27 protein-coding genes, 2 pseudogenes and 1 riboswitch are annotated in these 26,442 nt (G+C 56.9%); of the genes and pseudogenes, 15 read left to right on the forward strand and 14 right to left on the reverse strand.

What is annotated here, in order from left to right; all coding sequences use genetic code 11:
• Positions 1 to 352 precede the first annotated feature (352 nt).
• The 10 genes and pseudogenes from HY868_17515 to HY868_17560 all read left to right on the forward strand — a co-directional run bounded on the left by HY868_17515 (position 353) and on the right by HY868_17560 (position 7,517).
• Positions 353 to 901 (forward strand): hypothetical protein, encoded by a 549-nt coding sequence (locus HY868_17515; GenBank protein MBI5303939.1) that lies wholly within the window; start codon positions 353 to 355, stop codon positions 899 to 901.
• Positions 902 to 1,208: 307 nt separating this feature from the next.
• Positions 1,209 to 1,538: a DUF2283 domain-containing protein gene (locus HY868_17520; protein ID MBI5303940.1), complete on the forward strand. Its 330-nt coding sequence runs from the start codon at positions 1,209 to 1,211 to the stop codon at positions 1,536 to 1,538.
• 19 nt (positions 1,539 to 1,557) lie between these two features.
• Positions 1,558 to 4,590 (forward strand): molybdopterin-dependent oxidoreductase, encoded by a 3,033-nt coding sequence (locus tag HY868_17525; protein ID MBI5303941.1) that lies wholly within the window; start codon positions 1,558 to 1,560, stop codon positions 4,588 to 4,590.
• Positions 4,587 to 4,994 (forward strand): nucleotidyltransferase domain-containing protein, encoded by a 408-nt coding sequence (locus HY868_17530; GenBank protein MBI5303942.1) that lies wholly within the window; start codon positions 4,587 to 4,589, stop codon positions 4,992 to 4,994. Before HY868_17525 ends, HY868_17530 begins: the two co-directional genes overlap by 4 nt.
• A complete protein-coding gene (locus tag HY868_17535) occupies positions 4,951 to 5,139 on the forward strand; it encodes a HEPN domain-containing protein (protein MBI5303943.1) in 189 nt (62 codons plus the stop codon). The genes HY868_17530 and HY868_17535 overlap by 44 nt, the downstream gene beginning before the upstream one ends.
• Positions 5,103 to 5,336 (forward strand): HEPN domain-containing protein, encoded by a 234-nt coding sequence (locus tag HY868_17540; GenBank protein MBI5303944.1) that lies wholly within the window; start codon positions 5,103 to 5,105, stop codon positions 5,334 to 5,336. Before HY868_17535 ends, HY868_17540 begins: the two co-directional genes overlap by 37 nt.
• A 44-nt stretch (positions 5,337 to 5,380) precedes the next feature.
• The gene (locus tag HY868_17545; GenBank protein MBI5303945.1) at positions 5,381 to 5,758 is read left to right on the forward strand and encodes a hypothetical protein; all 378 of its coding nucleotides are present in this window, start codon (positions 5,381 to 5,383) and stop codon (positions 5,756 to 5,758) included.
• A gap of 12 nt (positions 5,759 to 5,770) precedes the next feature.
• Positions 5,771 to 5,920: pseudogene (locus HY868_17550) on the forward strand (nucleotidyltransferase).
• Positions 5,907 to 6,246 (forward strand): annotated as a pseudogene (locus HY868_17555) (DUF86 domain-containing protein). Before HY868_17550 ends, HY868_17555 begins: the two co-directional pseudogenes overlap by 14 nt.
• Complete coding sequence (locus HY868_17560) at positions 6,243 to 7,517, forward strand: Zn-dependent hydrolase (GenBank protein MBI5303946.1); 1,275 nt, start codon at positions 6,243 to 6,245, stop codon at positions 7,515 to 7,517. Before HY868_17555 ends, HY868_17560 begins: the two are co-directional and overlap by 4 nt.
• A 1-nt stretch (position 7,518) precedes the next feature.
• Here the strand turns inward: HY868_17560 and HY868_17565 are convergent, their stop codons facing one another.
• On the reverse strand, positions 7,519 to 7,764 hold the full coding sequence (locus HY868_17565; GenBank protein ID MBI5303947.1) for a hypothetical protein: 246 nt from the start codon (positions 7,762 to 7,764) through the stop codon (positions 7,519 to 7,521).
• Between the two features lie 99 nt (positions 7,765 to 7,863).
• On the opposite strand from HY868_17565, the gene corA reads away from it, so the two are divergent.
• Both corA and HY868_17575 read left to right on the forward strand, forming a co-directional pair.
• Positions 7,864 to 8,814, forward strand: a complete 951-nt coding sequence (gene corA / locus HY868_17570) for a magnesium/cobalt transporter CorA (protein MBI5303948.1) — start codon at positions 7,864 to 7,866, stop codon at positions 8,812 to 8,814.
• 18 nt (positions 8,815 to 8,832) lie between these two features.
• A complete protein-coding gene (locus HY868_17575; protein MBI5303949.1) occupies positions 8,833 to 9,753 on the forward strand; it encodes a P1 family peptidase in 921 nt (306 codons plus the stop codon).
• A gap of 70 nt (positions 9,754 to 9,823) precedes the next feature.
• On the opposite strand, the gene HY868_17580 is transcribed toward HY868_17575, so the two are convergent.
• The 8 genes from HY868_17580 to HY868_17615 all read right to left on the reverse strand — a co-directional run bounded on the left by HY868_17580 (position 9,824) and on the right by HY868_17615 (position 15,399).
• A complete protein-coding gene (locus HY868_17580) occupies positions 9,824 to 10,243 on the reverse strand; it encodes a hypothetical protein (protein MBI5303950.1) in 420 nt (139 codons plus the stop codon).
• 75 nt (positions 10,244 to 10,318) lie between these two features.
• The gene (locus HY868_17585; GenBank protein ID MBI5303951.1) at positions 10,319 to 11,704 is read right to left on the reverse strand and encodes a hypothetical protein; all 1,386 of its coding nucleotides are present in this window, start codon (positions 11,702 to 11,704) and stop codon (positions 10,319 to 10,321) included.
• Between the two features lie 8 nt (positions 11,705 to 11,712).
• On the reverse strand, positions 11,713 to 12,504 hold the full coding sequence (locus HY868_17590; GenBank protein MBI5303952.1) for an SDR family oxidoreductase: 792 nt from the start codon (positions 12,502 to 12,504) through the stop codon (positions 11,713 to 11,715).
• A 36-nt stretch (positions 12,505 to 12,540) separates the two neighbouring features.
• Positions 12,541 to 13,158: a class I SAM-dependent methyltransferase gene (locus HY868_17595; GenBank protein ID MBI5303953.1), complete on the reverse strand. Its 618-nt coding sequence runs from the start codon at positions 13,156 to 13,158 to the stop codon at positions 12,541 to 12,543.
• A 153-nt stretch (positions 13,159 to 13,311) separates the two neighbouring features.
• A complete protein-coding gene (locus HY868_17600; GenBank protein MBI5303954.1) occupies positions 13,312 to 13,971 on the reverse strand; it encodes an NUDIX hydrolase N-terminal domain-containing protein in 660 nt (219 codons plus the stop codon).
• A 69-nt stretch (positions 13,972 to 14,040) separates the two neighbouring features.
• Complete coding sequence (locus HY868_17605; GenBank protein MBI5303955.1) at positions 14,041 to 14,379, reverse strand: DUF971 domain-containing protein; 339 nt, start codon at positions 14,377 to 14,379, stop codon at positions 14,041 to 14,043.
• Positions 14,380 to 14,392: 13 nt separating this feature from the next.
• The gene (locus HY868_17610) at positions 14,393 to 15,049 is read right to left on the reverse strand and encodes an endonuclease III (GenBank protein MBI5303956.1); all 657 of its coding nucleotides are present in this window, start codon (positions 15,047 to 15,049) and stop codon (positions 14,393 to 14,395) included.
• A complete protein-coding gene (locus HY868_17615) occupies positions 15,046 to 15,399 on the reverse strand; it encodes a PilZ domain-containing protein (protein ID MBI5303957.1) in 354 nt (117 codons plus the stop codon). Before HY868_17615 ends, HY868_17610 begins: the two co-directional genes overlap by 4 nt.
• Positions 15,400 to 15,524: 125 nt before the next feature.
• On the opposite strand from HY868_17615, the gene HY868_17620 reads away from it, so the two are divergent.
• Entirely contained in the window at positions 15,525 to 16,748 is a 1,224-nt protein-coding gene (locus HY868_17620) for a hypothetical protein (GenBank protein MBI5303958.1), read from the forward strand.
• A 26-nt stretch (positions 16,749 to 16,774) separates the two neighbouring features.
• Here the strand turns inward: HY868_17620 and HY868_17625 are convergent, their stop codons facing one another.
• The gene (locus HY868_17625; protein MBI5303959.1) at positions 16,775 to 17,251 is read right to left on the reverse strand and encodes a hypothetical protein; all 477 of its coding nucleotides are present in this window, start codon (positions 17,249 to 17,251) and stop codon (positions 16,775 to 16,777) included.
• A 231-nt stretch (positions 17,252 to 17,482) separates the two neighbouring features.
• Positions 17,483 to 17,572: riboswitch (cyclic di-GMP riboswitch) on the forward strand.
• 169 nt (positions 17,573 to 17,741) lie between these two features.
• Here HY868_17625 and HY868_17630 point away from each other — a divergent pair.
• On the forward strand, positions 17,742 to 18,770 hold the full coding sequence (locus HY868_17630; GenBank protein ID MBI5303960.1) for a hypothetical protein: 1,029 nt from the start codon (positions 17,742 to 17,744) through the stop codon (positions 18,768 to 18,770).
• Positions 18,771 to 18,852: 82 nt separating this feature from the next.
• Here the strand turns inward: HY868_17630 and HY868_17635 are convergent, their stop codons facing one another.
• The 3 genes from HY868_17635 to HY868_17645 form a co-directional block, all read right to left on the reverse strand.
• Complete coding sequence (locus tag HY868_17635) at positions 18,853 to 19,074, reverse strand: hypothetical protein (GenBank protein MBI5303961.1); 222 nt, start codon at positions 19,072 to 19,074, stop codon at positions 18,853 to 18,855.
• Positions 19,075 to 19,087: 13 nt separating this feature from the next.
• On the reverse strand, positions 19,088 to 20,344 hold the full coding sequence (locus HY868_17640; protein MBI5303962.1) for a dephospho-CoA kinase: 1,257 nt from the start codon (positions 20,342 to 20,344) through the stop codon (positions 19,088 to 19,090).
• Between the two features lie 109 nt (positions 20,345 to 20,453).
• Positions 20,454 to 21,791: a DUF3048 C-terminal domain-containing protein gene (locus HY868_17645; protein MBI5303963.1), complete on the reverse strand. Its 1,338-nt coding sequence runs from the start codon at positions 21,789 to 21,791 to the stop codon at positions 20,454 to 20,456.
• Between the two features lie 159 nt (positions 21,792 to 21,950).
• On the opposite strand from HY868_17645, the gene HY868_17650 reads away from it, so the two are divergent.
• Complete coding sequence (locus HY868_17650; protein MBI5303964.1) at positions 21,951 to 23,804, forward strand: glycosyltransferase family 39 protein; 1,854 nt, start codon at positions 21,951 to 21,953, stop codon at positions 23,802 to 23,804.
• Between the two features lie 143 nt (positions 23,805 to 23,947).
• Here HY868_17650 and HY868_17655 read toward each other — a convergent pair whose 3' ends face one another.
• The gene (locus HY868_17655; protein MBI5303965.1) at positions 23,948 to 25,966 is read right to left on the reverse strand and encodes a hypothetical protein; all 2,019 of its coding nucleotides are present in this window, start codon (positions 25,964 to 25,966) and stop codon (positions 23,948 to 23,950) included.
• Between the last annotated feature and the right edge of the window lie 476 nt (positions 25,967 to 26,442).

Here is a 26,442-nt window from a genome sequence, read left to right on the forward strand (position 1 = left end):
CACAACCGCATACCTGGGTATCGCCGGCGGAAAAGCGCAGTTTCGGTTCGGTTAGTTTGATGCGCCCTTCAAACGACATGCGCTTTCAAAACTCGTCTCAAATTGGTTCATTTGCCTCTTGACTTTTTACCGCAAGTCTTTGATGAGATCAATGCCGACTGCGGACGGCAGACCGCCGCAAAAAACCGCGCGGTTATAATTCCATAATACATCACGCGGGCGTTGAAAGCAAAATCGAGTCCGGGGAGTTTGTGGTATAATGAAACAAAAGCACGTAGCCATTTGGGGTGCGTGACCGCGTTTTTGCTTGGGTAGATCGTCCATCACAAAATACGAATCCTGGGAGTCGGCAATGTCGCAAAGCAAATCCATGACGCAAGCATCGGCAACCGATGAGACCGAAGACCTGGCAGAGATGTTGTTCGACCACATCGAAGCGCAAGTGAATCGCGCGGACACGAAGGCGGGATTGATTCTCGCCGCGGACACCTTGTTCGCGACGACGATTGCGACGATGAGCAAGGGCGTCGTTGCGGCATTGTTCGCGCCGGCATTCGCGCCGCTGGAACGCCTCAGCGCGCTGTTGACGATTTTGATGTTCGTGGCGGTGTTCGTCTCGGCGGTGTATGCGCTCATCATCGCGCGACCTGTTTTGCGTTTACCCAAACGCGAGCGGAAACTGTACTTTTTCGGACGCATCGTCGAATTCAACGCGCCTGATTTCATTGACGCCTTTTCCAAACAAACGGTGAAACAAGCGCGTGAGGGATTGTTGAACGAAGTCTACACGCTCGCTGTGATTGCGAACCGCAAATTTCTCCGGCTCCAACGCAGTTTCGATTTCTTGATCGCGGCGCTTGTGCTGTGGGCGATGATCCAGGTTATCATGGCGGTGATGTGATGTCGGTTTGGGAGAACATTGCATGACTTGGTCGGTTCGAGATCGAACGGGCAATCAAATTACACTGACCGATGAGCGTTGGCAACATATTGTTGACGGACATTGGGAATTGGTGGGATTGCGACAACTGGTATTGGAGACGATCAAAACTGGGAAGCGAAAGCACGATGCGCTTGACGCAAGTAAATACTGCTACTCCAAACGGCTTTCTGATTTGCCGTACGGTTACACGCATATCTTTGTAGTCGTGCGATTGCAGCCAGATAGATTTGTAGTTACCGCGTATCCAAAGCGCGTGAGGTGAGGAATGGATCAGCAACTCAATTTTATGTACGACCGTGAAGCGGATGTGTTGTACGTGTCCAAGGGGCATCCCGAATTCACTGACTATGTCGAGCTGGGTAATAATCTCATTCTGCGACTCGATCCTGTGACCAAGGAAATTGTCGGTTTCACGATTATTGATTTCGCAGGGCGTTTTGAATCCAGGTCGCCGCGTTTGAGTGTGCCACTGAACGTACATTTTGAACGCGCGCCTAGGACGCGCAAGTCGCGAGTAGTTGCTGAAACCAAAGCGACATATAGCGTGAAACCACGTTCAATCACCAGCAAACGAAAACAGGCGATTAAGAAATAGCAAGACGATGGGGTCTGACATGCAAATCATATTTACGATCAATAACGAAACAAAATCTTTCGACATCAATTCGAACGACACACTCTTGCGCGTTTTACGCGCGAACGGCTATTTCGGCGTCAAGCACGGGTGCGAAAACGGCGAATGCGGCGCGTGCGCGGTGCTCGTGGACGGCGTGCCGATGAATTCGTGTATGGTGCTTGCCGCGCAAGTGCAAGACAAGCACATCACGACGATTGAATCAGTTGGTGAGGTTGCCGAGCAAGGTTGGAAACATACCGAGGGATTGCATCCGCTTCAACAAGCGTTTATCGAGGTCGGCGCGATTCAGTGCGGCTATTGCACGCCCGCGATGATTCTCGCAGCGAAAAATTTGCTCGAGCAAACATTGACGCCGACCGAAGACCAAGTGCGCGATGCGATGAGCGGTGTGTTGTGCCGATGCACGGGGTATGTGAAACCGGTGCAAGCGGTGATGTTGGCGGCAGAAAGAATTCGGAAAGGAAAGGGAAATGAGGGAAATGAAGGAAATGAGGGAATGCTTTTACCGCCGGAAAGTTTTCAACCACCAAATGCCAATTTCCCTGATTTCCCTCATTTCCCTGGCGCTTCTACCCTCACAACCATGCCACAAATGATCGTCACTCCCGCCATTCCGGAAACTCACACCGTTGGAAAACCGGAGAAAAAAGTGGACGCGGTGAAATTGGCGCAGGGCAAGCCCGCGTTCACGGATGATGTTGAGATGCGCGGAATGTTGTACGCCAAAGTACTGCACTCGCCGGTCGCACACGCGCGCATCAAGCGTATTGACGCGACCCAGGCGCGCGCGCTCGAAGGCGTGCACGCGGTTCTGACGTACCAGGATATTCCGCGCGTCGTCTATTCGACCGCCGGGCAATCCGATCCAATCCCCGGTCCGCTCGATTCGTTTTCGCTCGACAACAAGGTGCGCTTTGTCGGCGATCGTGTCGCGTTCGTCGCAGCGGAGACGGAAGAGATTGCGCAACGTGCGCTCGAGCTGATCGAGGTCGAGTACGACGAATTGCCGGCGGTCATTGACTCGCGCGACGCGATGAAACCAGACGCGCCGCGGCTCCACGATGAACCCGAGTACGTGAATTTCTTCGACGTTGCCGATCCGACCAAAAACATCGCGGCGCACATTGACATCGAATTAGGCAATGTCGCGGAAGGATTCAAGCAAGCCGATCACGTTTTTGAAGACGAGTACGTCGTGCCCAAAGTTCAGCAGGCGCACATCGAGCCGCACGTCGTCGTCACGTACTGGGACGAGGATGATCGCCTCGTGATTCGCACCTCGACCCAGGTGCCGTTTCACGTTCGCCGCATTCTCGCGCCGGTGCTGGGTCTGCCGCCGAAACGGATACGTGTCATCAAGCCGCGCATTGGCGGCGGATTCGGCGGCAAGCAAGAAGTCCTGATCGAAGATGTTGCCGCGCATCTCACCATCGCGACCAAACGCCCGGTGCGATTCGAGTACACGCGCGAAGAAGAATTCATCGCCGCGCGCTCGCGCCACCCGATGCGTGTGCGAGTCAAAACGGGCGTGATGAATGATGGCAAAATCATCGCAAACGAAATGTACGCGTTGAGCGATACGGGCGCGTACGGCTGTCACGCGCTCACGGTCACCGGCAACACCGGGCAAAAATGTTTGAATCTGTACAACGCGCCAAACATCAAGTTCAAAGCGCACGTCGTGTACACGAACACGCCGCCGTCCGGCGCGTATCGCGGGTACGGCGTGCCGCAAGGATTTTTCCCGCTCGAAGTCCACATCGAAAAAATCGCGCATCAACTTGGATTCGATCCGCTTGAATTTCGGATGAAAAATTTCGTTCGAGCCGGCGACGAATTGCCGATGTCGAAAGCGTGGAATGAAGGTCGCCCGCCGCATCCAGAGACGATTGAGACGTGCGGGTTGGTGGAGTGTGTGGAACGCGGGGCGAGGGTGATTGGATGGAAGGGAAGTGAGGAAATAAAGGGAAATAAGGGAATTGAGGGAAATTGGCGCGTGGTGCCGGGCAAGCCGTATCTCCGTCGCGGGCAAGGCGTCGCGTGCGTGATGCAAGGCACGGCGATTCCGTACCTCGACATGGGCGGCGCGTCCATCAAGATTAATGACGATGGGTCGTTCAACTTACTCGTCGGCGCGACCGACCTGGGAACTGGGTCGGACACCGTGCTCGCGCAACTCGCGGCGGAAATCCTGGGTTGTCCGCTCGACGATATTCTCGTTTATTCGAGCGATACGGATTTTACGCCGTTCGACAAGGGCGCGTACGCGTCGTCCACGACGTACATCTCCGGCGGCGCGGTCGTGAAAGCGGCGGAGGATGTAGCGCAGCAGATTCGAGTCGTGGCGGCAAAGATGTTGAGTGAGGGAAAGCGAAACAAGGGCAATGAAGGAACTGAGGGAACTCGTCGCACGTCACCCGTCCCTTCGCAAGATTTGGTTTTGCGCGATAAAAAAGTGATCGCGCCCGATGGACGTTTTGTTACGCTCGCCGATGTCGCGCTCGATTCGTTGCATCACAAAGACCAACATCAGATCATGGCGGTTGCGTCGTACGTGTCACCCAAGTCGCCGCCGCCGTTTGCCGCGCAGTACGCGCAGGTGTTGGTGGACATCGAGACCGGACAAATCACAGTTGAGAAACTCGTGATGGCGGTAGATAGTGGCGTGATCGTCAATCCAGCCACTGCATCGGGGCAAATCGAAGGCGGCATGACCCAGGCGTTGGGGTATGCGGTGTGCGAGGAAATGTTGTATGATCGTTTTGGTAGTTCGATAGTTAAAGAGTTGGGCGATTACAAAATCTTCGCCGCCGATGAAATGCCAGAACTCGAAACCATTTTCGTCCAGACGTACGAACCATCGCATCCGTTCGGCTTGAAAGCCGTCGCCGAAATTCCGCTCGACGGCGTTGCGCCTGCGGTCGCGAATGCGGTACACGACGCGGTCGGCGTATGGATGCACGAAATTCCGATGACGCCGGAGCGCGTGTGGAAGGAAATGAACCAATGAACCAATTTGCCAACGCGTCGAGTCGTCACCCAAAACAAGGAAATGGAAAAAAGGCACGCATTCCGCGCCGCGAAATCAATGCCGTCGTCAAACGCACCGCGGAAAAATTCGACCCGGAGCGGATCATTCTGTTCGGGTCATACGCGTACGGCAAACCGCATCAGTACAGCGATGTGGACTTGTTAGTGGTAATGAAGACGAAGGAGCGTCCGCGCACCAAACAAATCGAAATCTCCCGCGCGCTTTCGCCCCATCCCTTCGGAATGGATATTCTGGTGCGCGCGCCCGACCAAATCCAAGAACGTATCGCGATGGGGGATTATTTCCTCCGCGAAATTGTGACCGAGGGGAAAATCCTGTATGAGCGACATTCTCGCGGAATGGATTCTGAAAGTCGAGGGTGATTTCAATTCGGCTCAACGCGAACTGCGCGCGCGGCGCGCGCCCAATTACGATTCGGCATGTTTTCATTGCCAGCAGTGCGTGGAAAATATCTCAAAGCATTCTTGGTATTGCGAAAGATCGAACCGCCGCGCGTTCACAATTTGATTGAACTCTTGAAATTGTGTCTCCGTCAAGATGAGTCGTTTGAATTGATTCGTACTGATCTCGAAGCGCTCAATACTTATGCCGTAGACATTCGTTACCCGGGCGAATTCTCGACGAAAGACGAAGCGCGCGATGCCGTGAACGCGATGAAACAGGTGCGCGAATTTGTGCGCGGCAAGCTGCTCAAGAATCGGTGATTGGCTTATTCACTCCAAGTGACGCGGGAGACGAAAAATTCCCCATGTTTGAAAAACATCACGAACAACTTTTGCCTGCCCAAGAATTCCGCCGCCGCGTGTTACGCTTTGCTGCCTTGGCGCTTGGCATCACGATGACATGGTGGGGCGTCGGTATCCTGGGTTATCATGTCTTGGGCAATCTAGATTGGATTGACGCGATACTCAATGCGGCGATGATTCTTGGTGGGATGGGACCAGTGGATGCACTCACGTCGCCCGCCGCCAAGTTATTCGCAAGCGTTTACGCGATTACTTCGGGCATCGTCTTTATCGCTGCCACCGGTCTCTTGTTCAGTCCGATAATCCATCGAGTTTATCACCACTTTCATCTCGATGTAGAATCGGATGCGGACGAGGATGATGACGCAAGTGGCAATTGACGAATTCAATTCCCAGGTCTTTTTCGCATTGCGCGACTCGAACGCGAGTTGTCGGTATTGTTGGGCGGGCGCAAAGTAGATTTGCGGACACCGCAAGACTTGAGTCGTTACTTTCGCAATCAAGTCATCGCAACCGCCGAGGTGCAGTATGAACGAATCTGATGTGATTCGCTTGCGGCACATGCTTGACTCGGCACAAATGGCGCTGGCGTTTGTGAAAGGATACTCGAAGCGACCTGGACAGAAACCAAATGCTGACGCTCTCGCTCGTCAAGTGTATCGAAATTGTTGGTGAAGCAGCGAGTCGCGTGTCCGAGCAATGTCAAAGAGAGAATCCTGGGATTCCGTGGGAAGACATTATCGGGATGCGGAATCGTCTGTTCCATGCGTACTTTGACATCAATTTGAACAATCTTTGGAATACGGTTAAAAACGTTTTGCCGCCCTTGAGTGCCGAATTGAAAACGCTCTTACCGTTCGAACAGTGAACAACAAGCTCTTCTCTCTCCGCATCAACTCCTCGCGCCTCCGCGCCGATTTCGACGCGCTGGCGCAATTCGGCGCGACCGGCGACGGCGGCGTGCATCGCCCGACGTTCAGCGACGCGCATCTCGCGGCACGTGCCTGGTTTCGCGCACAGATCGAAAAAGCGGGGTTGGAGTTTCGCGCCGATGGCGCGGGTAATCATTCTGCACTTTTCAAAGGCGCGATACAATCTCCAACCTCCAATCTCCAATTTCCAACTTCCAGAACGTTGTTGCTCGGCTCGCATCTTGATTCAGTTCCCAATGGCGGACGGTTCGACGGCGCGCTGGGCGTGTGCGCCGCGCTCGAAGTTCTGCGCGTCATCAAGGAAAATCGCGTCGCGCTGACGATGAATCTCGAAGCGATAGACTTTACTGACGAAGAAGGCACGCTCGTCGGATTCCTGGGTAGCACGAGCACGACTGGCAAACTTTCACCTGATGCGTTACGCAATCCGCGCGGCGGACGCGCGAATCTCGAAGCCGGACTCGCGCGGGCGGGATTGACCGAGCCAGGTTTGTTCACTGCCGCGCGCCCACGCGAATCGTTCGGCGGCTATCTCGAACTGCACATCGAGCAGGGCAAGCGATTGATTCACGCGCAGAAGCAGATCGGCATCGTGACGAACATTGTCGGCGTGGAGTCGTACCGCGTGAAATTCATCGGACGTGCGGATCACGCCGGTTCGACGCCGATGGACGAACGACGCGACGCCGCGCAAGGCGCGAGCGCGTTCGCGCTTGCCGCGCGCGAAATCCTACTGCGCGATTTTCCGCATTGCGTCGCGAATGTCGGCAAAATGGAATTTGCGCCGGGCGCGTTCAACATCGTGCCGAGCAGTGTGGTCACTTGGTTGGAATTTCGCGCGCCGACCGCCGAAGAATTTGCGCGGCTCGATGCCGCGTTGATCGCGCGCGCGAAACTCGAAGCGGAACGATTCGGGTTGCAAATCGAAATCGAGTTTATCGGCAAACACGCGCCAACGCCGATGAGTGAACGCGCGCAACGCGCGTTCGCCGACGCGTGTGACGACCTGGGTTTGTCGCGCATGACGTTGATTTCCGGCGCGGCGCACGATGGAATGCACCTTGCGGACGTGTGTCCGGTCGGAATGATCTTCGTGCCGTCGGTGGAAGGAGCAAGCCACGCGCCGCGCGAATTGACCGAGTGGGACGACTGCGTCAACGGCGCGAACGTGTTGCTCCACGCGGCGTTGCGATTCGCCGCGCGGTGAATCAGCGCCGCGTTTGGTACAGCGCGAGAATGGCGAGCGAGGAAACGAACGCGAGCGCGACGACGAGCCAGTTGACCTGATTCGAAATGGCTTGGCTGATCAAGCCGGTCACGAACGCGATCGCAACACTCAACAAAAATTTGCCGACGAAATCTTCTTTGCGCGGCGACTCGTCCGAATGTGGCAGCGAGTCGGCTGGGTTATGTTCGACCGTCAATTGTTTGGTTTTCTTGCGCGGTTTCTGCATCGTGCGCCTCCAACTGAAATAGAACGTTAGTTCTATTCTAGCAGAAAATTACTGTCGGGTCAAGTGTGGCGACCTTAAATTTTAACGAGCGAGCGAATCATGTCCATTACTCAAATCAACTTGGAAACCGGCGCGGCGCGCCCTGTGATGTACGATGCGCCGCGTCCGCAAGCATCTGCGGAAATCGTGTGGCTCGACGTGAGCGCGCCAACTAACGACGATCTCAACTGGCTCGCGCGCGTGTACAACTTTCATCCGCTTGCGTTGGAAGACTGCCGCCATTTTGAACAGCGCGCCAAGGTGGAAGCATACGACGATTACTTGTTCATTTCGATTGACGCGGTGGCGCGCAACAATGGCGACTTGGTCGCGCAGGAGATGGAGACGTTCCTGGGCGCGGATTACTTGGTGACGGTGCATCGCGAACCGGTTGTCGTGCTCGACACGATGCGCGCGCGTTGTGTATCCGACCGTCGCACGGGCGCGTATCCCGCGGACTATTTTTTCTACGTCATCGCGGATCAAATCGTGGATGGATATTTTCCGCTAATTGATCAAATCGAAGATGAGATTGACGATCTCGAAGATAACATCCTCGACCACGCGACCCAGGCATCGCTGCATCGCATCTTTGCGCTCAAGCGCCAACTGGTCGAGTTGCGAAAAATTATCGGACCGATGCGCGACGCGATGGACATTCTCGCGGACACGCGTTACGAAACGATTGACCCGCGCACCGCACTCTACTTTCGCGATATTTACGATCACCTCGTCCGCATCTACGATCTCATCGAGACCTCGCGCGATTTACTTAGTAACGCGCTCGACGCGTACTTGTCCATCGTGTCGAATCGGCTCAACGACGTGATGAAACGCCTCACGCTCTTCACGACGATTTTCATGCCGATTTCATTTCTGGTCGGATTTGGTGGAATGAATTTCGACCACATGCCGTTCGATAATCCCATCGCGTTCGGCGCGATCCTCGCGTTGATCGTGCTCTTTCCAATCGGAATGTTGATTTATTATCGGCGGCATGGCTGGTTGTGATCGAACGGGAGAAGCCAAATGTTTAACGCGATTACGGATGTCGAAGGAATCCGAGTTGGTCACTACACCGATGCCGAAAATGCGACCGGCTGTACCGTGATTCTGTGCCCGCCCGAAGGCGCGATCGCCGGTGCGGATGTGCGTGGTCCCGCGCCCGCGACGCGTGAAACGGATTTACTGCGTCCGGGTCATCTCGTCGAACGCGTCAACGCGATTTTGTTGACCGGCGGTAGCGCGTTCGGTCTCGATGCGGCGGGCGGCGTGATGCGTTTTCTCGAAGAAAGACAAATTGGATACGCGACCGGCGTTGTGCCGGTGCCGATTGTGCCCGCCGCCGCGATCTTCGATCTTATGATTGGCAACGCGCACGCGCGACCAACGGTGGAGAACGCGTATCGCGCGTGTCTCGATGCGAACAATGGCGCAGTCGCGGAGGGACGCGTCGGCGCGGGGACGGGCGCATCGGTCGGGCATCTGCGCGGCGTTGATTTCACGTCGCCCGGTGGCGTTGGCACGGCGAGCCAAACGATTTGCGATAATGTGGTCGTCGGTGCGCTCGCGGTCGTCAACACGTTCGGCGATGTGGTGGACCCGCGCACCGGCGAAATTATCGCGGGCACGCGCAATCCTGCCAATGGTGGGTGGCTGGATTCCGCGCGCGCGCTCAAAAGCGCTGCGCCGCGCGTAACCTCATCGCGCGCACACACGACGCTGGGTGTCGTCGCGACGAACGCGGCACTGACGAAAGAGCAGGCAAATCTCGTCGCGATGATGGCGCACGATGGTTACGCGCGCGCGCTGCGTCCCGCGCACGCCATGTACGATGGCGACACCGTTTTCGTATTGAGCGTGGGAAATCTGGAATGCGATGTCACGGCAGTCGGTCACACCGCGTCCGAAGTTATCGCCGAGGCGATTGTGCGCGCGGTCAACTCGTAACGCGCATGATCGGCGCAAACTAAAACGCGGATGAGATTGCTCATCCGCGTTTTTTCTTTCGCCTGCTTGGCTACTTTACTTCATCGCGCGATTGCCGCAAGCCGAGAAATTGCAACAGACCCAAGACCCCTGCCACGTCGGCGACAATCGCGATGATCCATTTCCCAGTATCGGTGAGCGGCAGCGCGCCGATCAACAGAATGACGGCGAAGATCAACGCCCCACCCAGGTTGAAGATGCACGCCATCCATGCGACGAGGCGATTGATCGGCGAACGCCGGGCAACATAGAATAAAGTTGCCGCGTACGCAAAAGCGATTAGCCCAAACGCGATGAACATCGCGGGCGAATGCAATCCTATGATCGTTGCCAGTGGTTCCGCGTCAGCGATGCAGATGATGCCGGTAATGGCTGAGATGATACTGTCGCTCATCAACGCGTAGCGCAAGAGTTGCGGCGGCGTGCGCAGAATGGTTGAACGAGTGGTCATCGGTTCCTCCTGAATCTGGATTTGCCGACAGGATACACCGACAACCACTGCCAAGTCCATGAAAAACGGTGCCAATCACTGCCAGTTTCGATGTACTTGGATCAAATCCTCGGCAATGAGTTTCGCGGCAGACGACTGCCAATTGTACAGCGTGCGTTCTGGCACATTCGCGCGGAACCAGTCGAGCGCATTTTTTTCGATGGGCTTGAGACCGGCGTGATCGGCGCGTTGGCTGTACGGTCGCAGTCCGCCGACGTAGGGAAAGTACAGCGCGTTATAGTGCCGCCATTCGTCGCTCGTACCGAATTCGTCCTTGCCGCGCGGTTTGAGTTGCGCGATGCTCTCCGTCAAAATGGCTCTGAGTTCTGCCGCGCGTTCGAGCGCATTGTCATTTGCGCCGCGCGCCGCGAGTCGTCTTTCGATGATTGGCAAACGCGTCAGCGGACTCGCCGCGAGATGCGGCAGATCGCCCATCCGACTGAGCGCCTGGCGCGTGAGCCGCACAAACTCGCCGGGCGCGAGCGTTCCAGGGTCGAGCGATTCGCGCACGCGTGGCAGAGCAGTACTGACCACGCGCAAATCGTCGCGCGCTTGGCGAAGCCGGGGAAATCGCGCAAAGACGAGCCGATCTAACCCGGTCTCGATTATGTTCGAGAATGTCTGCATCGCGATCGCCGTTGAAATCGTCGCGAGCAAAAGCGCGACGGTTGAAACAGAGACGCCAACGTTGGCAAGCATCGCTAACGCGACGAGTCCGCCAAAGATCAACGTGGCAAGCAACGCGGCGGCGAATGAACGTGCCATCTCCGGCAACAACGTTTCACCTTCGCCAAACGCATCCAGTACGGCAATCGCAAAACCGAGCAATTCCAAATCCAGACCGACCGCCAACGCGACCCAGGAACGCGGGAGCCAATCGAAGGGGCTGAAAAGCAAACCGGTGCTCAAGGTGAAAAACAACGTCACGGCGATGAGAAATCCCAGGGATGATCTGGATCGAGCGGTTCGAAGTGTGCGGATGGCAAGACCGAGGCAGGCGATCAAGGTCAATAGCGCGAGCGCGGCAAACCCAAGATAGCCCACGCCGACGCGCGCGGTTTCGGCGCTGAAATCAAAAATCAGGTTCGTGCCGATCCCGGCAAGACAGACCAGCGCCGTGATCGGTACAAGTCCAAAATTCCAAACATGGACTAGGCGCGCGCGGAAGGGCGTTTCCTCGGGCAGGAGATAGAGTAACGCGCCTGACCAAAAAACGGCGGGGAGTAGATAGAACAGCGCACTGAGACGCGCCAGGTAAAAGCCGGCTGCATAGCCGCTCAAAATATCGCCGGCTAATCCCAGCGCGTATGCGACCAGACCCAAGCTGGTCAATCGCAGCGACGGTTTGGCGGGGTTGCGTGCAAGCAGATAGCAACCCAGCCACAAGGCAAAACCAAAGGTGAGAACGTTGAGCGCCAACATGAAGATGCTTAGAACGCGGTGCGCGTTGCGCCGCCATCCACTTGGAACGCGACGCCGTTGACGTACGACGCGCATTCCGACGCGAGAAATACGACGACGTTCGCCAATTCCTCGGACCTGCCCATGCGTCCCAGCGGAATTTCCTTTTCGATTTTTGCGAATTCATCGCGCACGCTCGTTTGATTGCGCGCCGCGCGATCTTGCAGCAATTGCTCGACGCGCTCGGTGACAGTCCAGCCGGGCAGAATGCTGTTTACGAGAATTCCATCTTTAGCGAGTTCCATTGCTTGCGTCTTGCCCAGCCCGACGACCGCCGCGCGAATCGAATTCGACAACATGAGATTGTCAACCGGGTGTTTGACCGAGTACGAGCCGAGATGAATGATGCGCCCCCATTTTTGCTTTTGCATCAAGGGCACGACCGCGTGTGACAAACGTACCGCGCTCATCAATGTGAGATTGACCGCGCTTTGCCACTGTTCATCGGTCAGCGCCATGAATGCGGCGGGTGGTGGTCCGCCCGCATTCGTGACCAGAATGTGAATCGTGCCGAATTTTTTCACCGTCTCATCTACCGCGCGTTGGATGTCCTCAATGCGCGTCACATCCGCCGTGATTGCCAACACGTGCGCGCTGGTTGCGTCGCGAATGCTTTGCGCCGCTGTCTCGATGCGCGCGTGATCGCGCGAAATGATCGCGATGTGTGCGCCTTCGCGCGCAAGCCCAAGCGCGACCGCCTTGCCCAATCCCTTGCTCGCGCCGGCGACGAGCGCGATTTTGCCTTCGAGTCCCAGGTTCATAGTGTCTCCGATGATGGAATTTCGATTTTATTCTGTTTACTGTTTACTGTTGACTGACGACTGCCTTTTGAACCAAAACCACGCGCTCACCCGCTCGCCGCGATCCGCACCTTGTTCGATGCGCTCCAACGCGAACGCGCGCGCAAAGCGTTGCCGAACCTCGTCCGGCGTCGCGCCGACATTCTGAAGCCGGAGCAAGTGCTCGCGTTCATTTGCCGGACGCGGCGAGAACGCGTAAAGCATGAACACACCGCCGGGTCGTGTGAGCCGCGCGAGATGCGCGACATAGTCGTCGCGTCGCGCCGGGTCGAGCGCGTGAAAGCAACCAATGTCGAGCACATAATCGAACGGTTCTCGCAAAAAATCGAGTCGCGTTACATCGGCGGTGTGAAAATCAATCGCGAGGTTCGCGCGCCGCGCTTTGGCGCGCGCAGTCGCAATCGCCTTCGTGGAGAAATCCACGCCGACGACTTGAAAGCCGTGGCGCGCGAGGTACACCGCGTTCGTGCCGGTGCCGCAACCCAGGTCAAGCGCGCGACCACGCGTCGGGTGATTGGCGACGAACCCGGTGACTTCGGGTGGCGTGATGCCGGAATCCCAGGGCGGTTTGGAGAAGCGGTACTGAAACTCAAAGAAGAGTTGGCGGATATTCATATCGAATTAGTCAATAGACTTTATCGGAAACAACTTTTGACTCTCGCTAAGACGCAAAGCGCGCAAAAAATCATATTGAAAAAACTTGGCGTTCTTGGCGGCTTGGCGAGAGATGCCTTATTCCCGATAATGTCTATTGCGCCAAGTGTTGGCTCATTGATCGAAGTACGTTTTGTTAGTCTCACCGCGATGGAATGCCCAGGCGTGGTCGAGCCAACTGGTGCGATTGCGCCAAATCGGTTGCGGGAGCGCGTCGCGCGCGAAAAAACCGGCGTCGAGTGTTTCCGCCGGATGACGCTTGAGTTCACCGCCGTCGAAACTGCAGTAAAAGACGATGCTGTAGAAGTGCGGATTAAGCGCCGCGCCCCAGCGTGCGCCGTCGTAGACGCCCAGCACGCGTTGCGGCGTGACCAGAAAACCGGTTTCCTCGCGGACTTCTTTTGCGGCGACATGCGCGGGCGATAAACCGACATCGCCCCAGCCGGTGGGAATGAACCAGGGACCTTCCGCGCGTTGCACCAACAATATTTCATCGCGCGCGTTGAACACGACTGCGCCGACTCCGACCTTGGGCGTGACGTATCCGGCGATCCCAGGTTTGATTTGCGCGCGCCAACACGCGGCGAATTCCTCGGCGAGTGCGGCGTCGAGCGCGGCATCGCCATTCACGGTGGCTGCCATCGCGGCGGCAAGGTTCAACAATGCCGCGTAGCGTTCTTGATCGTAGATACGCGGCTCGAATGCAAGACCCGTCTGCGCGATGGCGCGCAATTGCTGAATCCAAATGGCAAGTTGGGGGGTGATGTTCGTCAAACGATTTTCTCCGACTAGCGAAAAACCTTGCGAAGGTTCACGCTCCGCGCCTTCGCAAGGTTCTTCACTCTATTTCTTTTTGGCGAGGCATTCATCACAGGGGCACACGGCGCGGAGATATTCCCAATCGTAGATGCCGTAGGCGTGACCATCTTTCCAATGAAATTGAATCGCGTATCCGCCCACCGGTGTGACATCGCTCACCGCGTTCAATCCGCCGACGGCTTGCAACACGGATGCCGGTGAGACGCCCACTTCGCCGACGCCTTCTTTCCAGGGTTGGCACTCGGCGCAGGGACACGCGCGGCGCAGGTACGTCAAATCGTAAATGCTGATGTGACCATCTTGCCAATTGATCTGCACGGCTTGATTGTCAACGTCTACGAGGATTTTTTGCGGTTTCGGCATCTCCGTTCCAATTCTAGCGACTGCGCGTCACGCCCACGCGCGCACAATGACCGTTGATCGGACAGAGCGAGCATTTCGGCGAGGTCGGGTGGCAGATATTTTGTCCCAGCGCGACCAAGTGATCGTTGATTTCGATCCAGTATTCGCGGGGTAGTTTCTCGCGCAGAGCCATTTCGGTTTGGTCGGGCAAGCCAGTTTTGACATAGCCCCACCGGTTCATGATGCGGTGGACGTGCGTGTCCACGCAAATACCCAGCTCGCCAAAACCCTGGGTGATCACGAGGTTTGCAGTTTTGCGTCCGACGCCGGGCAGCGCAATCAACGCGTTGAGATCGCTGGGTACCTGGCTTTTGTGACGCTCGACCAATTCGCGGCAGACGAGCAAAATGTTGCGCGCCTTGGTGCGGTAAAAGCCGACCGGGTAAATCGCTTTTTCAATCTCGCGTGCGGCAAGTTTCAGCATCGTTTGCGGAGTGCTCGCCAGCGTGAACAACCGGCGCGAGGACTCGGCGGTCACCGCGTCTTTGGTGCGGAGACTCAGCATCGTCGAGATGAGGACGCGAAACGGATCACGCGATTCTTGCGCGAGCGCGGTGACGTAAGGTTGCGCCCACGCGCGCGTCACTTGGCGCAGAATCGTGATAACGCGATGAATGTCAGGGTCTTTCATTCTGGGGCTGGCTCCCAGAGCGGCGGCGCAAGCGCTTCCCAGTCCTTCCAGGTGCCTTCGATCATTTCAATCAGTTCCATGCCGATTTGATATTCTCCCTCTTGCACGCGGCGCGAGTGTACGACGGCGCCCATCACGAGCAACGTGTAAAACGGTTGTTTGATGCACACAAGCACGCGCGCGTTGGGGTCCACGTTGCGCGGCAACTCGACCATCACGCCGCGTCCGCTGATGTTGACCGTGTGCGCCGAGCCGGCATCCACTTTCTCACCGCGCGGGTTGAAGCACTCGTACGTGATTTCAAACGCGACATTGATGCGCTGGGACGCACGCCGTTCGTCGAAAGCCATAGTTCCCTCGCTTTACCGGTTGCGCTCAATGGCAACTGGGCACGCTCGATTTGGGCGCATTATAGCACACGCGCCGATAGCATTCAATCGGACTGTGGTATAATCGTCCGGAAAGGATGGTAGGCATGCCTAAACGTACGCAAGTGATTGGTGTGTGGTTGAGCGTGATCGTGATTCTGCTCGCGTGTTCGCCCCAAGCGATTGTGCAAGAAATGGTCGGCGCACGCGCGACCGATACGCCCACGCCGCGTGCAACGAGTATTGCGCGAATCGTGACGTCAGCGCCGACGGTCATGCCAACGCCGACGAGCATTCCGACTCTAGTTTCCACTCTCGCGCCCAGCGCGACGCCCGCGCTCGCGGTAACCAGTACGCCGACGCCAGCGCCCTTGCCTTTGCGGACCGACTTGCCCGCGCTTGCTTTGCGCGATTGGCAACGCCCCGCAAACGACAACGGACGCTGTTTCCACTTTTTGCCGCGCGGGTATTACACCGCGCGCGATTTCGAAGTTCAAGTGCCGCGCCTCAAAGGACTGCAGGCGCGCTGGGTGCTTGCGCTGTACTCGGACGAAAATCAACTACGCCTTGCCGCGACCCAGTTCAAAGCCGCGGGCGTCATGCCGATATGGCGCAAAGCGATGCGCGCGTATCAGCGGTACTATTCCTGGGAACGCGACATGCAAATCCTCAAAGAGGTCGGCTTGCCGCCGTATTTTCAAATCTACAACGAGCCGGATGTCGAAGCGGAATGGGACGGACGCGAAGTGAATCGCGACCAGTGGAGCGAGTACTTTATTCAAGCCGCGAAAGATGTCTACAATGCCGGCGGCTACGTGGGCATGCAAGTTCTCGATGAAGCATGGTTGTCGCTCGTCATCCAAAAAATCAAAGCGCGGCAAGGCGAGCGATTGTTCGGCAGGATGTTTTTCATTCCGCATCCCTACGGGCTTAACCATCCGCCGAACTTCACCGAAGATGATACCGGCGTGCTGGGTTATCGTGTGTTCGCGGATGTGTTCCAAAAAGAACTGGGATTCGTTCCGCCCTTTATTGCCGGCGAGGGTGGTTGGAAATTCAAGGCGAGCGACGATAATCGTTTCCCAGTGGTAGACGACAAACTACACGCGCAGTATCACGTCGAGTTGTTCAACTGGTTTCTAACCGGCAAGGTCTCGGACGGCGCGCCGCTCCCCGACTACTTGTTCGCGTTTTGTCCGTGGATTCTGGCGGGCGAGATGGAAGGCGCGGCGTGGTACGATTCGTTCGAGGGCAACCGCGAACTGACGATTGCGGAAGTGAAAAAGTTGACGCCGGCGGCGACACGCAAATTCTCGTGGGACAAGAAATGACGCGATCAAGCCGGGTCGTGAGAAGATTATTTTTCACCGCGACTCGGCTTGCGTTTGGCTGTCTGTTTCGTTGCGCGCGTGCGCGCGAAGAAGGCATTGACGAGCGGCTCGAGCACGATGATCATCTGCGCCAACTCGCGCGCGACATGCTGAACCAATTCGGCATCGAGCATCGTGTACGCCACGACTTGATGGACGCGACTCCAGCTATTGGTCCACTGTTCGATTTCGATGCGCGGTCCTAATTCCGCGTGAATCTCGAACGCGCGCGCCTCAAAATATGCGAGCAGCGCGGCATTCGTCGCCGGCTCGGCTTCGCAATGCAAACCGATTTCGATGAGCCGTTCTTTGCCGCGGACGGCTACCTCGTAATGGATTTTCGGACGCGTGTACGAAAGTTTGACCAACGTGAAAAAAGAGCGCGCCTGAAACGCGCGCAAACCACGCGGCAATTTCTTCTGGGTCTGCTCGACGACGGATACCTGGAATTGCTGAAGACGCATATCAAAGTTACCCTTGTTGTTAGTGATTTATCTGCGAGTGAACGCGCGCTTGCTATCACTCGGCTGCAAACGATGACGCTGGCTTGACGCGCATTTTTATTTCCAAGATCGGAACCCTGGATCGGATTGCTTGTCTGAAATTTTGGAGCTGAAATTCTGAAAAGTGGACTTGTTTCCTATTGTTGTGACTAGGCGCGTGGGTTATGATGCTTCCAGGCATAAGGTACTATCCACCGACAATGGCAAACTCGTTGAAAGGCGAGGACGCAAAGCTACGGGTCTAAAGCGAATTCTAAAAGCAATGATCGCCGAGCCGTCGAAATGGAAAGAGTGAACTCGTGAGAGGGGTCCATCTGTTTCTTTCCATTGAGCAGTGGACCTCTCTTTTTGTGTGTAGCCGGAAGCGCAATCTGATTAACAGCTCGTAAAGTTTTCCTTGCAACCCAGGTAATACTATTGTATGGTGGATCAAGGAAAAGGAGGCAACCCAATGAACCGCTTGCCAATCCTTTTTGTGCTTTGTCTTGCACTGGCAATTCTTGCGACTTTATTTGTTCAGCCAAATCCTGTCTTAGCCCAATCTCCCAACACGTGTGTGTATGTCCGCGAACCCAGCCACAACATTCACGGCGCGTTCTTCGCGTTCTATGAAGCGAATGGCGGCGCGGCGCGTTTCGGTGTGCCGCTCACCGAAGCGTTCTTGGAAGATGAAAAGGTCGTGCAGTATTTTACGTATGCGCGTTTGGAGTTCGTCCCGCAAAACCCGGAACCGTACCGCGTACAGTTGGGTTTGCTCGGCATGCAGTATAACATCACCGATCCGCCGATCAAGTCTGCCGCGGTGCCTTCGTTGAACGATCCCAACTTTCGGTACTTTCCGGAAACCGGGTTGATGATCGGTTTCGCGATCAAGGAATTCTACGACGCGAATGGCGGTCGCGATTTGTTCGGCTACCCCGTGTCGCAATTGCGCTACGAGAACGGGATGTTCGTGCAGTACTTTCAACGCGCGCGGGTGGAGTGGAATCCCATTGATCCTGGGTCGAACAAGGTGCGTCTGTCGCCGGCAGGGCAAGTGGCGTTGGATCGGCGTTATCCCGCGGATTTCCCATGGCGCGCGCGTGCCGCGAGTGATTGGTGCGTCGAAGCGAGCGTGCCCTATCCGGTGCGGCGAGTGGCGACTCTCCAAGTAGTGCCCACTCCAACCCCAGGGTTGTCATTGGATGTGCAAGTGCGCGTGCGTTTTCGCCAGACCGGCACCAAAGGTCCGCAATTTGTTGACGTGGTAGTGGATGATCGCGCGACCACCAAGCCCGTTCCAGGCGTTGCGCTCTATGCCGTGATTCAGTATCCGCGTGGCGCGCGGGTGATTCCGCTGATGCCGACCGATGCAAACGGACAATCGGCATTCAGTTTCGACATCGGCGTTCAACCGGCCGGCTCTTCGACGGTCGTAACGGTGTACGCGTTCCTGGGTTCAAGCGCCGCGTCGGGGAGCACTTCGTTCACGCATCAATAAGGCGCGGAGCGCGCGAATCAAAAAGGGAAGCGTAGGGCATCTCGCTCGGCGCTTCCCTGATTTTTTGTACGCGGCATGGCGACTATTTTTGCTCGGTTGGCTCTTCCGCGTCGCCCTCCCAGCCGATAATCCACACGCACAGCCCGGCGAGCAAAATCGTCGCAACGACGAGCGCGCCAAGTTGCGTCGGCAGCAAGCCCACGTCTTTGGCAGACCACAACAAAATCACGACCATCCCCACTGCCAGCCCGATCCACGCGGCGAGACGCGGATGATCCGATGCAAAATTTTTCAACCCAGACATTGTGTTCAATCTCCTACACCGGTCGCGTGATCATTTCCTCGCGCAGTTGCTTGACAAAGATCTGTTCGCCTGGGCGCAAGCGTTCTTGCACGACCGGTTGCCACAATTTGTGTAACGCGTTCACTTCACGCGCAACGTATCCGCGCGCGCGCGCTTGGATGGCGATGGATGGTGCGGACGTCGCTTCGATAAAAATCAAACTGACTTCGCACAACAATCCCCGCGCATCCTGCTCGACCAGATCGAACAACTCCGGCAACGCACGTTCTGCCGTTTGGTCCGATTCCGCCCATACCTCGCGCATCATCGCGACCAAGTTCTCTGCTTCCCACGCCGCGAGCGCGACCACACGATTATCGCCAATCGCGATGCGATACCCGCGTTCGCCCAACCGCTTGAGCACTTGCTCGTGCGGGAGCGGTCCTCCAAAATTCGCGCGTTTACCCAACGCCTCGCTCAACGCCACGAGGTCACTCCGGCGCGCCCGGCGTACCTCGATGGATGCCGGCATACCGGCGGTCTCGATGATAGGTGGCGGTGCTAGCGGCGGCGGCGCGACGACGACTGGCGTCGGCTCGACTTGAACGACGGGCGCGGGCGCAGGTGGCGGCGTAGGCGGCGCAAAAATTTCCGGCGTGGATTTGCCCCACAGCCACGCGCTTTTATCGCGCGCCGCGGTGGGATTGATGACGGACCACGCGCGTTCGACCTGGGCGCGCGTGAATTTTTCGTCGCCGTTGTTGTCAATCACGACCGTGGCGCGGCGCAGTTTTTCGTCGAGCGATCCTTGCGCGGCGAGACGCGCGCGCGCATCCTCGGCGCTCATCTGCCGATCGCGCACCACGCGCTCTACTTGTGTTTCGACCGCCGTCTGCACGACCCACAACGCGTCGCACCATTCGTCCATCCTCGACTCGACGAGTTTGATCGCTTCGACGACGACGATCGGCGTTTCAGTTTGCCGCAACCAATCCTTAAGCAATTCGCGCACGACCGGATGCGTGATTGCTTCGAGTTGATGGAGCGCGTCGGGATCGCTAAAGACGCGCGCACCCAATTTGCGGCGATCAATTTTTCCGCTGAAGGTCAGAATGTCTAACCCGAAGGTCTTGACCAGGGTGAACCAGACGGCAGAGCCGCGCCGCATCGTGAGATGCGCGAGCGCGTCCGCATCCAGTCCGCTCGCGCCAAGTCGTTCGAGCGTTCGGCGCACGGTGCTTTTGCCGCTTCCCAGGTTGCCGGTCAGTCCGATCAGGTAAAAATTGTTCACGGTGTGTGTCCGTTTATTTTTATCTACCCAGTTCAACCTTGCGAAGGTTGCCAAATTCGATTTCTAGAGAATTGCGCGTTCAAACCTTCGCAAGGCTGAAAAGTCACATTTATTTTACATCAACCACATACCCGGTCGGTACGATTTCGAACCACGTCGTGCCCGGTTTGAGCGGAATGATGTTGCCCGCGTTGTCTACGAATTCGAAAAATTCCTGTTCGCTGTTGCGACGCCATTTGCCTTTGATCGTCGCGCCATCACGAAAAATTTGCGCGTCGCCTTGACCGGTCAAGTTGATGTACACCGACACCGCGTTGTTCGAGTCTTCGATGATTTGCGTTTTTTCGTGTCGCGCCCACAGGACGACGACGTTGGTCGCGCGCACTTGTTGTTTGATTTCGGTGCCCGGCGTCGTAACGCAATCCGACCCATTGCCCCATTTCGCGGTGACAGTCTTGGAGGTCGCCATGTGCGGTGCGCCGGTCGTAGATCGCAAGTAGCCACTGCTGCCCGCATCGTAACGCCACTCGACCGTGCTCCACGAGGGCCACGGCGCGCGATTGATCACCAGCGAATTTGCGCCTTGCATTCCGCCGGGACGATCTCCGAATGTAAAGCCGTACAGCGGCACGGATTTTTCCCAGCCCTTTTGCGTGAGCCATTCGCGCAGGCGCGGACCAGTCGTAAAGAGACGACCTTGATAGGGATGTGTTTTATCGTAGCAGTACGCCGGCTGATTAAAGTACTCGTCGAGGTTGATCATCGTCGGGACTTTGGAGAACAGCCAGCGCGTGCCATCGCTCGCGCCCGCGTGCGCGAGCGCGGCGTCGAGCATCGGCACGACTTGGAAATTGATGATGCGCCCACTGCGAATCGGTCCGATCAACGGCGGCGTGTTCGTGAGGAACACCGCGCTGTAACGCGTGTGCGCGTATTGACTGCCGATCATATCAATCAATTCTTCGAAAACCAGGTCTGCCTCGTTCAAGCCGGCGTGCCACGCGTTCGTGCGCACGATTTGGTCGTTGCCGATGCGCGCGACAATTGGACGTTTTTGTAGAACTTTGGGGTCCGCCACCGTGAGTCCGGTCAACGGGTTGAGTCCGGCGGGACGAACCGGCACGGGCTTGGGTGGGAACGCGGCAATCTTGGGGATAAGCGGATCACTGCCGGCAGGCGGCACAAATCCGGCGGGCGCGGCAGGGAGTGGTGCGCCGGCGCGACCGGCGGGTACGGGCGTATAAGTCGGCGCTTCGGTCGGTTCGATAATCAACGTCGGCGTAGGTTCAGGCAACGACGTCTCAGTCGGTTCGGGTGTGTTAAGAGCACGGACGGTCGTGACGCGCGTTGGGCGCGGGGTTGGCGTTGCGTCGGCGGCTTCGCACGCGGATAACACGAGCGCGGCGAAAATAAAAAAGGCGACGAGCAGTGAACGGAACAACTTCATGCTGGATAACCTCAAATGTGCGGAGTGCGCCCATTATAACCGAAACGGAATGGATAACCAAATCGCCAATGCCAGCCTTACGAAGGTTCCAAACCTTTGCAAGATTGGCATTGGCGAGCGGTTTGACCTGTGTGTTGACCTCTGCTAAGATACGCGCCGATGAAAACCGTGGCTCGATTTTTGTGGTTCCTTGTTGGGCTGGGTCTCGCGATGTACGTCGCGTTTGCAGTCTGGTTCGCGTTCGTTGGACTCGCGTATCCGTACCAACTCGATTATGGCGAAGGCATCGTCCTCTGGTTCGCGCAAGAAATCGCGCGCGGGCATTCGATCTATAAATCGCTCGACGCGTTTCCGTACGCCTCGTCCAACTATCCGCCGGTCGCAATGGCGCTTGCCGCTGCGCTGATGCCGATTTTGGGCGACGGTTATGCCGGCGGGCGATTACTCAATGTCGCGTCGGCGGTCATCGTCGCCGCGCTCATCTTTCGCATCGTCCGCGTCGAAACGCGCGACGCGCGCGCGGCATCACTCGCCGCGTGCTTCTTCCTTGGCGCGCCGTACATCTTTCATTGGATTTCACTTTTCCGCGTAGACCTCATCGGACTCGCGTTCGCGTTTGCCGGCGTCTACTTTGCTTGGCGATTCGACCGCAAGACCAAACTACTGTTTACTGATTACTGTTTACTGATTTCTTGTTTTCTTCTCGCGCTTTACACCAAGCAATCGCTCGTCGCCGCGCCGGTCGCCGCGTTCCTCGCACTCTTTCTGCGCGATAAACGCGCAGCAATCGCGTTCGCAATTGCGCTCGGCGCGAGCGGAATCGCGATTTATCTCGCGATGGATGTCGCGACGCGCGGCGGGTTCACTGCCGGCTTGATTGACTCGAACGCGACGGTGTTCTTGCCGGAGCAACTTGGTGAATTACTGAAAAACTTTGCGTTCAAGTTTCCGGTTTTGATTTTGCTCGCGGCGTGGAGTTGGATCGCGCGGGTTCGCGCGCGGCAGTGGGGCGTCCTCGAATGGTACGCGCTCGTCGCGTTTGGCGCGCTCGCGCTATCGGGGCGCGTGGGCGCGTGGGAAAATTATTTTTTTGAGGCGATTGTGATTGCGTGTGTCTTCGGAGGGCTGCTTATGGCGGATAGCGGATTGAACCATCTGCCATCCGCCATCCGCCATTTGCCATTCGCCATTCGCTATCCGCTATTCGCCATTCTGCTCTTGATTCAACTCGCGCTGTTCTGGCACGACCCGCGCATCGCTGCCGATTTGATCGCGCGCGATTTGCCGGCGAATCGTGAACTTGCGACGTTGCTCGCGCGAACGAACGGTACGATCATTTCCGAAGACATGGGCGCACTCGCGACGAGTGGCAAGCCAGTCGCGTACTATACGTTTCAGTACAGTTCGCTCGCGCGCGCGGGCAAATGGAATCAGCACTTTGAGTTGGATGGATTACGCGCAGGCGCGTTCCCGTTCGTGATTCTCGAAAACGGCACGCGCGAAGATGTGGATTACTTTCGCCGGTTCACGCGCGAATTTGTCTCCGCGCTCGACCGGTACTATGGGCTGACGCAAACGATTGGCAAGTATCGCATCTACACGCCCGCGCCGCCATTGCGTTTGCAATCGGAGAATTTCGGCGACGCGATTTCTCTGGTCGGGTGGAGCGCGCAACCGGAAATGTTGCAACCCGGAAATTTCAAACTAACTCTGGTCTGGCAAGCGCAACATTCGATTCCACAACAATTGACCGCGTTCGCGCACCTCGAACGCGCGGATGGAAACAAGGTTACCCAAGACGACCACGCGCCGATGAACGGCGTTTATCCGACGACGCGCTGGTCGGCGAACGAAATGGTGCGCGATACGTTCGCGTTGAATGTGCCGAACGATCTGCCGCCGGGCAAGTACGTTTTGCGAATCGGCTGGTACGATACCGATACCGGGGATCGGCTTGCGGTACCCGGCAGTGCGGACGACGCGTTCGAGTTGACGACGTTCGAGGTCAAGTAAACAGAAAAAACCAGGTTTCTCCGAGGAACCTGGTTTTTGCGTACAAAAATTGCGGGCTGGATCGCTCCAGCCCGCCGACGATGTGGGGGCGTTGTGAGTTTGATGTTGGGATATTGCGCGTGTGATGCTTGCGAATCTACAAACTATTTGGTGCAGTCTGCCGCGCCAGCCGGCAATGCGCCGGTCACGTCTTTGTAGGAGAGTTGGAGCAGCGCGCAGGTACGCTTAAAGTTGTGCATCGCCGATGCCTTGCCTTCGTTGCCGAGACCGCCATCGGCAGTCCACATCGCGCCATAGACGGTGCGGAAGTTGAACCACGCGTTCTTTACTTTCTGATCCGCGTCCGCCGGGAAGGTGGCATACGGGCTGCTCGTACTCTTCTTCACGCCTTTGGCTTCGAGTTGTTTCATGAGCGCATTGAGCAAGCCCTTGGTTTCGGTCTGCACGCCTTCGACTTGACCATTGCCGTCATAGTCACCTTTGGCTTTCATGTCAAAAGATTTGACGTCGCCGTGGCATGACTTGCAGGACGCGCCGTAAGCGGTCTTGCCATCGGGAGTCACTGCGTTGAACGAGTGTCCGCCAACCTTAAAGGCGAGCGTGTCGGTCATCACGGTGATCGTGTCCCACATGTGGCAGTAGACGCACGCGCCTGGAACGTTGCCCTTGGTGTCTTCTGGCTTGCTCCATTTGAACTTGGCAGAGCCAGCGGTCGTGTTGCCGGACGGCACAGGCGCATTGCCAACCAACATGCCGTGTGGCGAATTCGGAACTGTTGCTCCGTACGTCACACCACCCAGGTCGGTCAGCATTTCGGCGGCGGCAGAATAGTGCGGGTAACTTGTGGTCTTGCCGGCGGCGAAATCGTCGCCATTGCGGCGGCTGTTGTGGCAGGTCTCGCAGAGAGCCGAGAGTCCGACATCCTTTGCCTTATCCGCGTACGGAAATTCGAGCGGTTTGCCGACGAGACGGAGTTGGAACGCGTACTTTTCATCGTGCGGATCGTGGCAACCGACGCAAGTGACCGTGCTCTCTTCATTTTCCCATGATGCCGGACTCTTGGGATTGGCGATGAAGGAAGCGAGTGCGATTGCGGAGTGACAACGCACGCAATCTTGGCGCGCGGGACCATTGATTTCTTCGAACGAGGTGCCGGTCGTGTGCTTGGAGTTGGCGAGTTGCCAGCCCTTGGAGTGGTTCGCCGCCGCGCCGTGGCATTGATCGCACACGCCGTTCGCGAACGACGCGTCCATCACCTTAGCCCCATTCTTGACGTGCTCGTTCGCGGGACCGTGGCACACTTCGCAACCGATCACGCCCATGTTCTTGACTTCGGCGGGCGCGGCTTCCCAGTTGCTCGGCGCTTTTTTGGTAAAGACTTCGTCAATCTGTTTCCAGGTTGGGAAAGTCCACTTGGCTTTTTCTTTCGCGTCCCAGTAGCCACCCGCGCCAGCGAACGCGCCGGGATACCAGCCGGTCGCATGGCAACGCGTGCAGGTTTCCGAATAGTGGGTAATGAGACCTGCAGCGCCAGGCGCGACGCCGAGAGGACCATCTACCTTGTTGTCCAATTCGCGGGAGAAGAGCGTCGCGTGATTCGTCTTCGCCCACTCTTCGGTGTACTTGGCGTGGCACTGTTTGCAATTGCCCGCGGTGACGCCAATGTACGTGCCGGCGTGGATTTGGACACCGTTTGTCACAAAACCGGTTCCCAGGTTGCAGTTGACCATGTATGCGCCAACCACGTCCGGGGTGAACACGGTTTGTTTGGTGTTGGTGAAAACGAGCGTCGCTTTGGAGTCTGCCGGTTTGAGCAGAGTCCATGCCGGCTTGCCGGCGTTCTTGGGATCAGGCGATGTGCATTCGACGCGAACCGGCACTTTGATCGGCACGTTGGACAAGCCATTCGTGTAAAGTGCGACGGTAGAACGCGCCGCGCCGACGACGGTATCGGTGATGTATTGAATCGTCGTCGTAATTGGGGTCGCTCCAGCCGCATTGCCCGGCACCGCGACGATTTTCACCGTCGCTTTGATCGGCTCGGGCGCCGGGGTGGGACCCTGCGCGAATGTCGCCGGGGGCGCAGAGACCAATGTCAACGCGAGCAGCGCGATGAGCATTGCCATCCCTGCCAAAATGACGAGGGTTCTAATTTTGAACATGGTTCTCCTCACTGACAAGTGTTGGAATAGTGGATTGGCGTCTGAGAATCGTTGTGCGTTTCCATGCCTCCTTTCGATGCGGACAAAATCGCGACGTCATCCCCTCGTCAGAATTACGCGTGTATCTTGTCTCTGTTCGTCCGGCTTCGGACGCTCGCGCGCAGTCGCGCGCGCGATAAATCGCAAAATAAAAAACGCCTCGCCACAAGGAATACTACGCCTTGTCGAGACGTCATTCAAATCGTTCCACGCTGAACGATGCTACCACAGTGCCATTAGTTAGTCTATTACGAATATATCAAGTACGCGCATAATTGTCAAATAGAACATTTTCCCGGAGTATACCGCAAAAGTGTCGGCGACTTCAGATGACAATGGGCACGGTTTTCTGCCAAGCCTTATCAAAACGACCGCTGTGAAGTTCACTCAACCCAGCGAGCATGGCTTGCGCACAGTCACGTTTCCATCCGCGTCCA

This window comes from Chloroflexota bacterium (assembly GCA_016219275.1).
Lineage (GTDB): Bacteria > Chloroflexota > Anaerolineae > UBA4142 > UBA4142 > JACRBM01.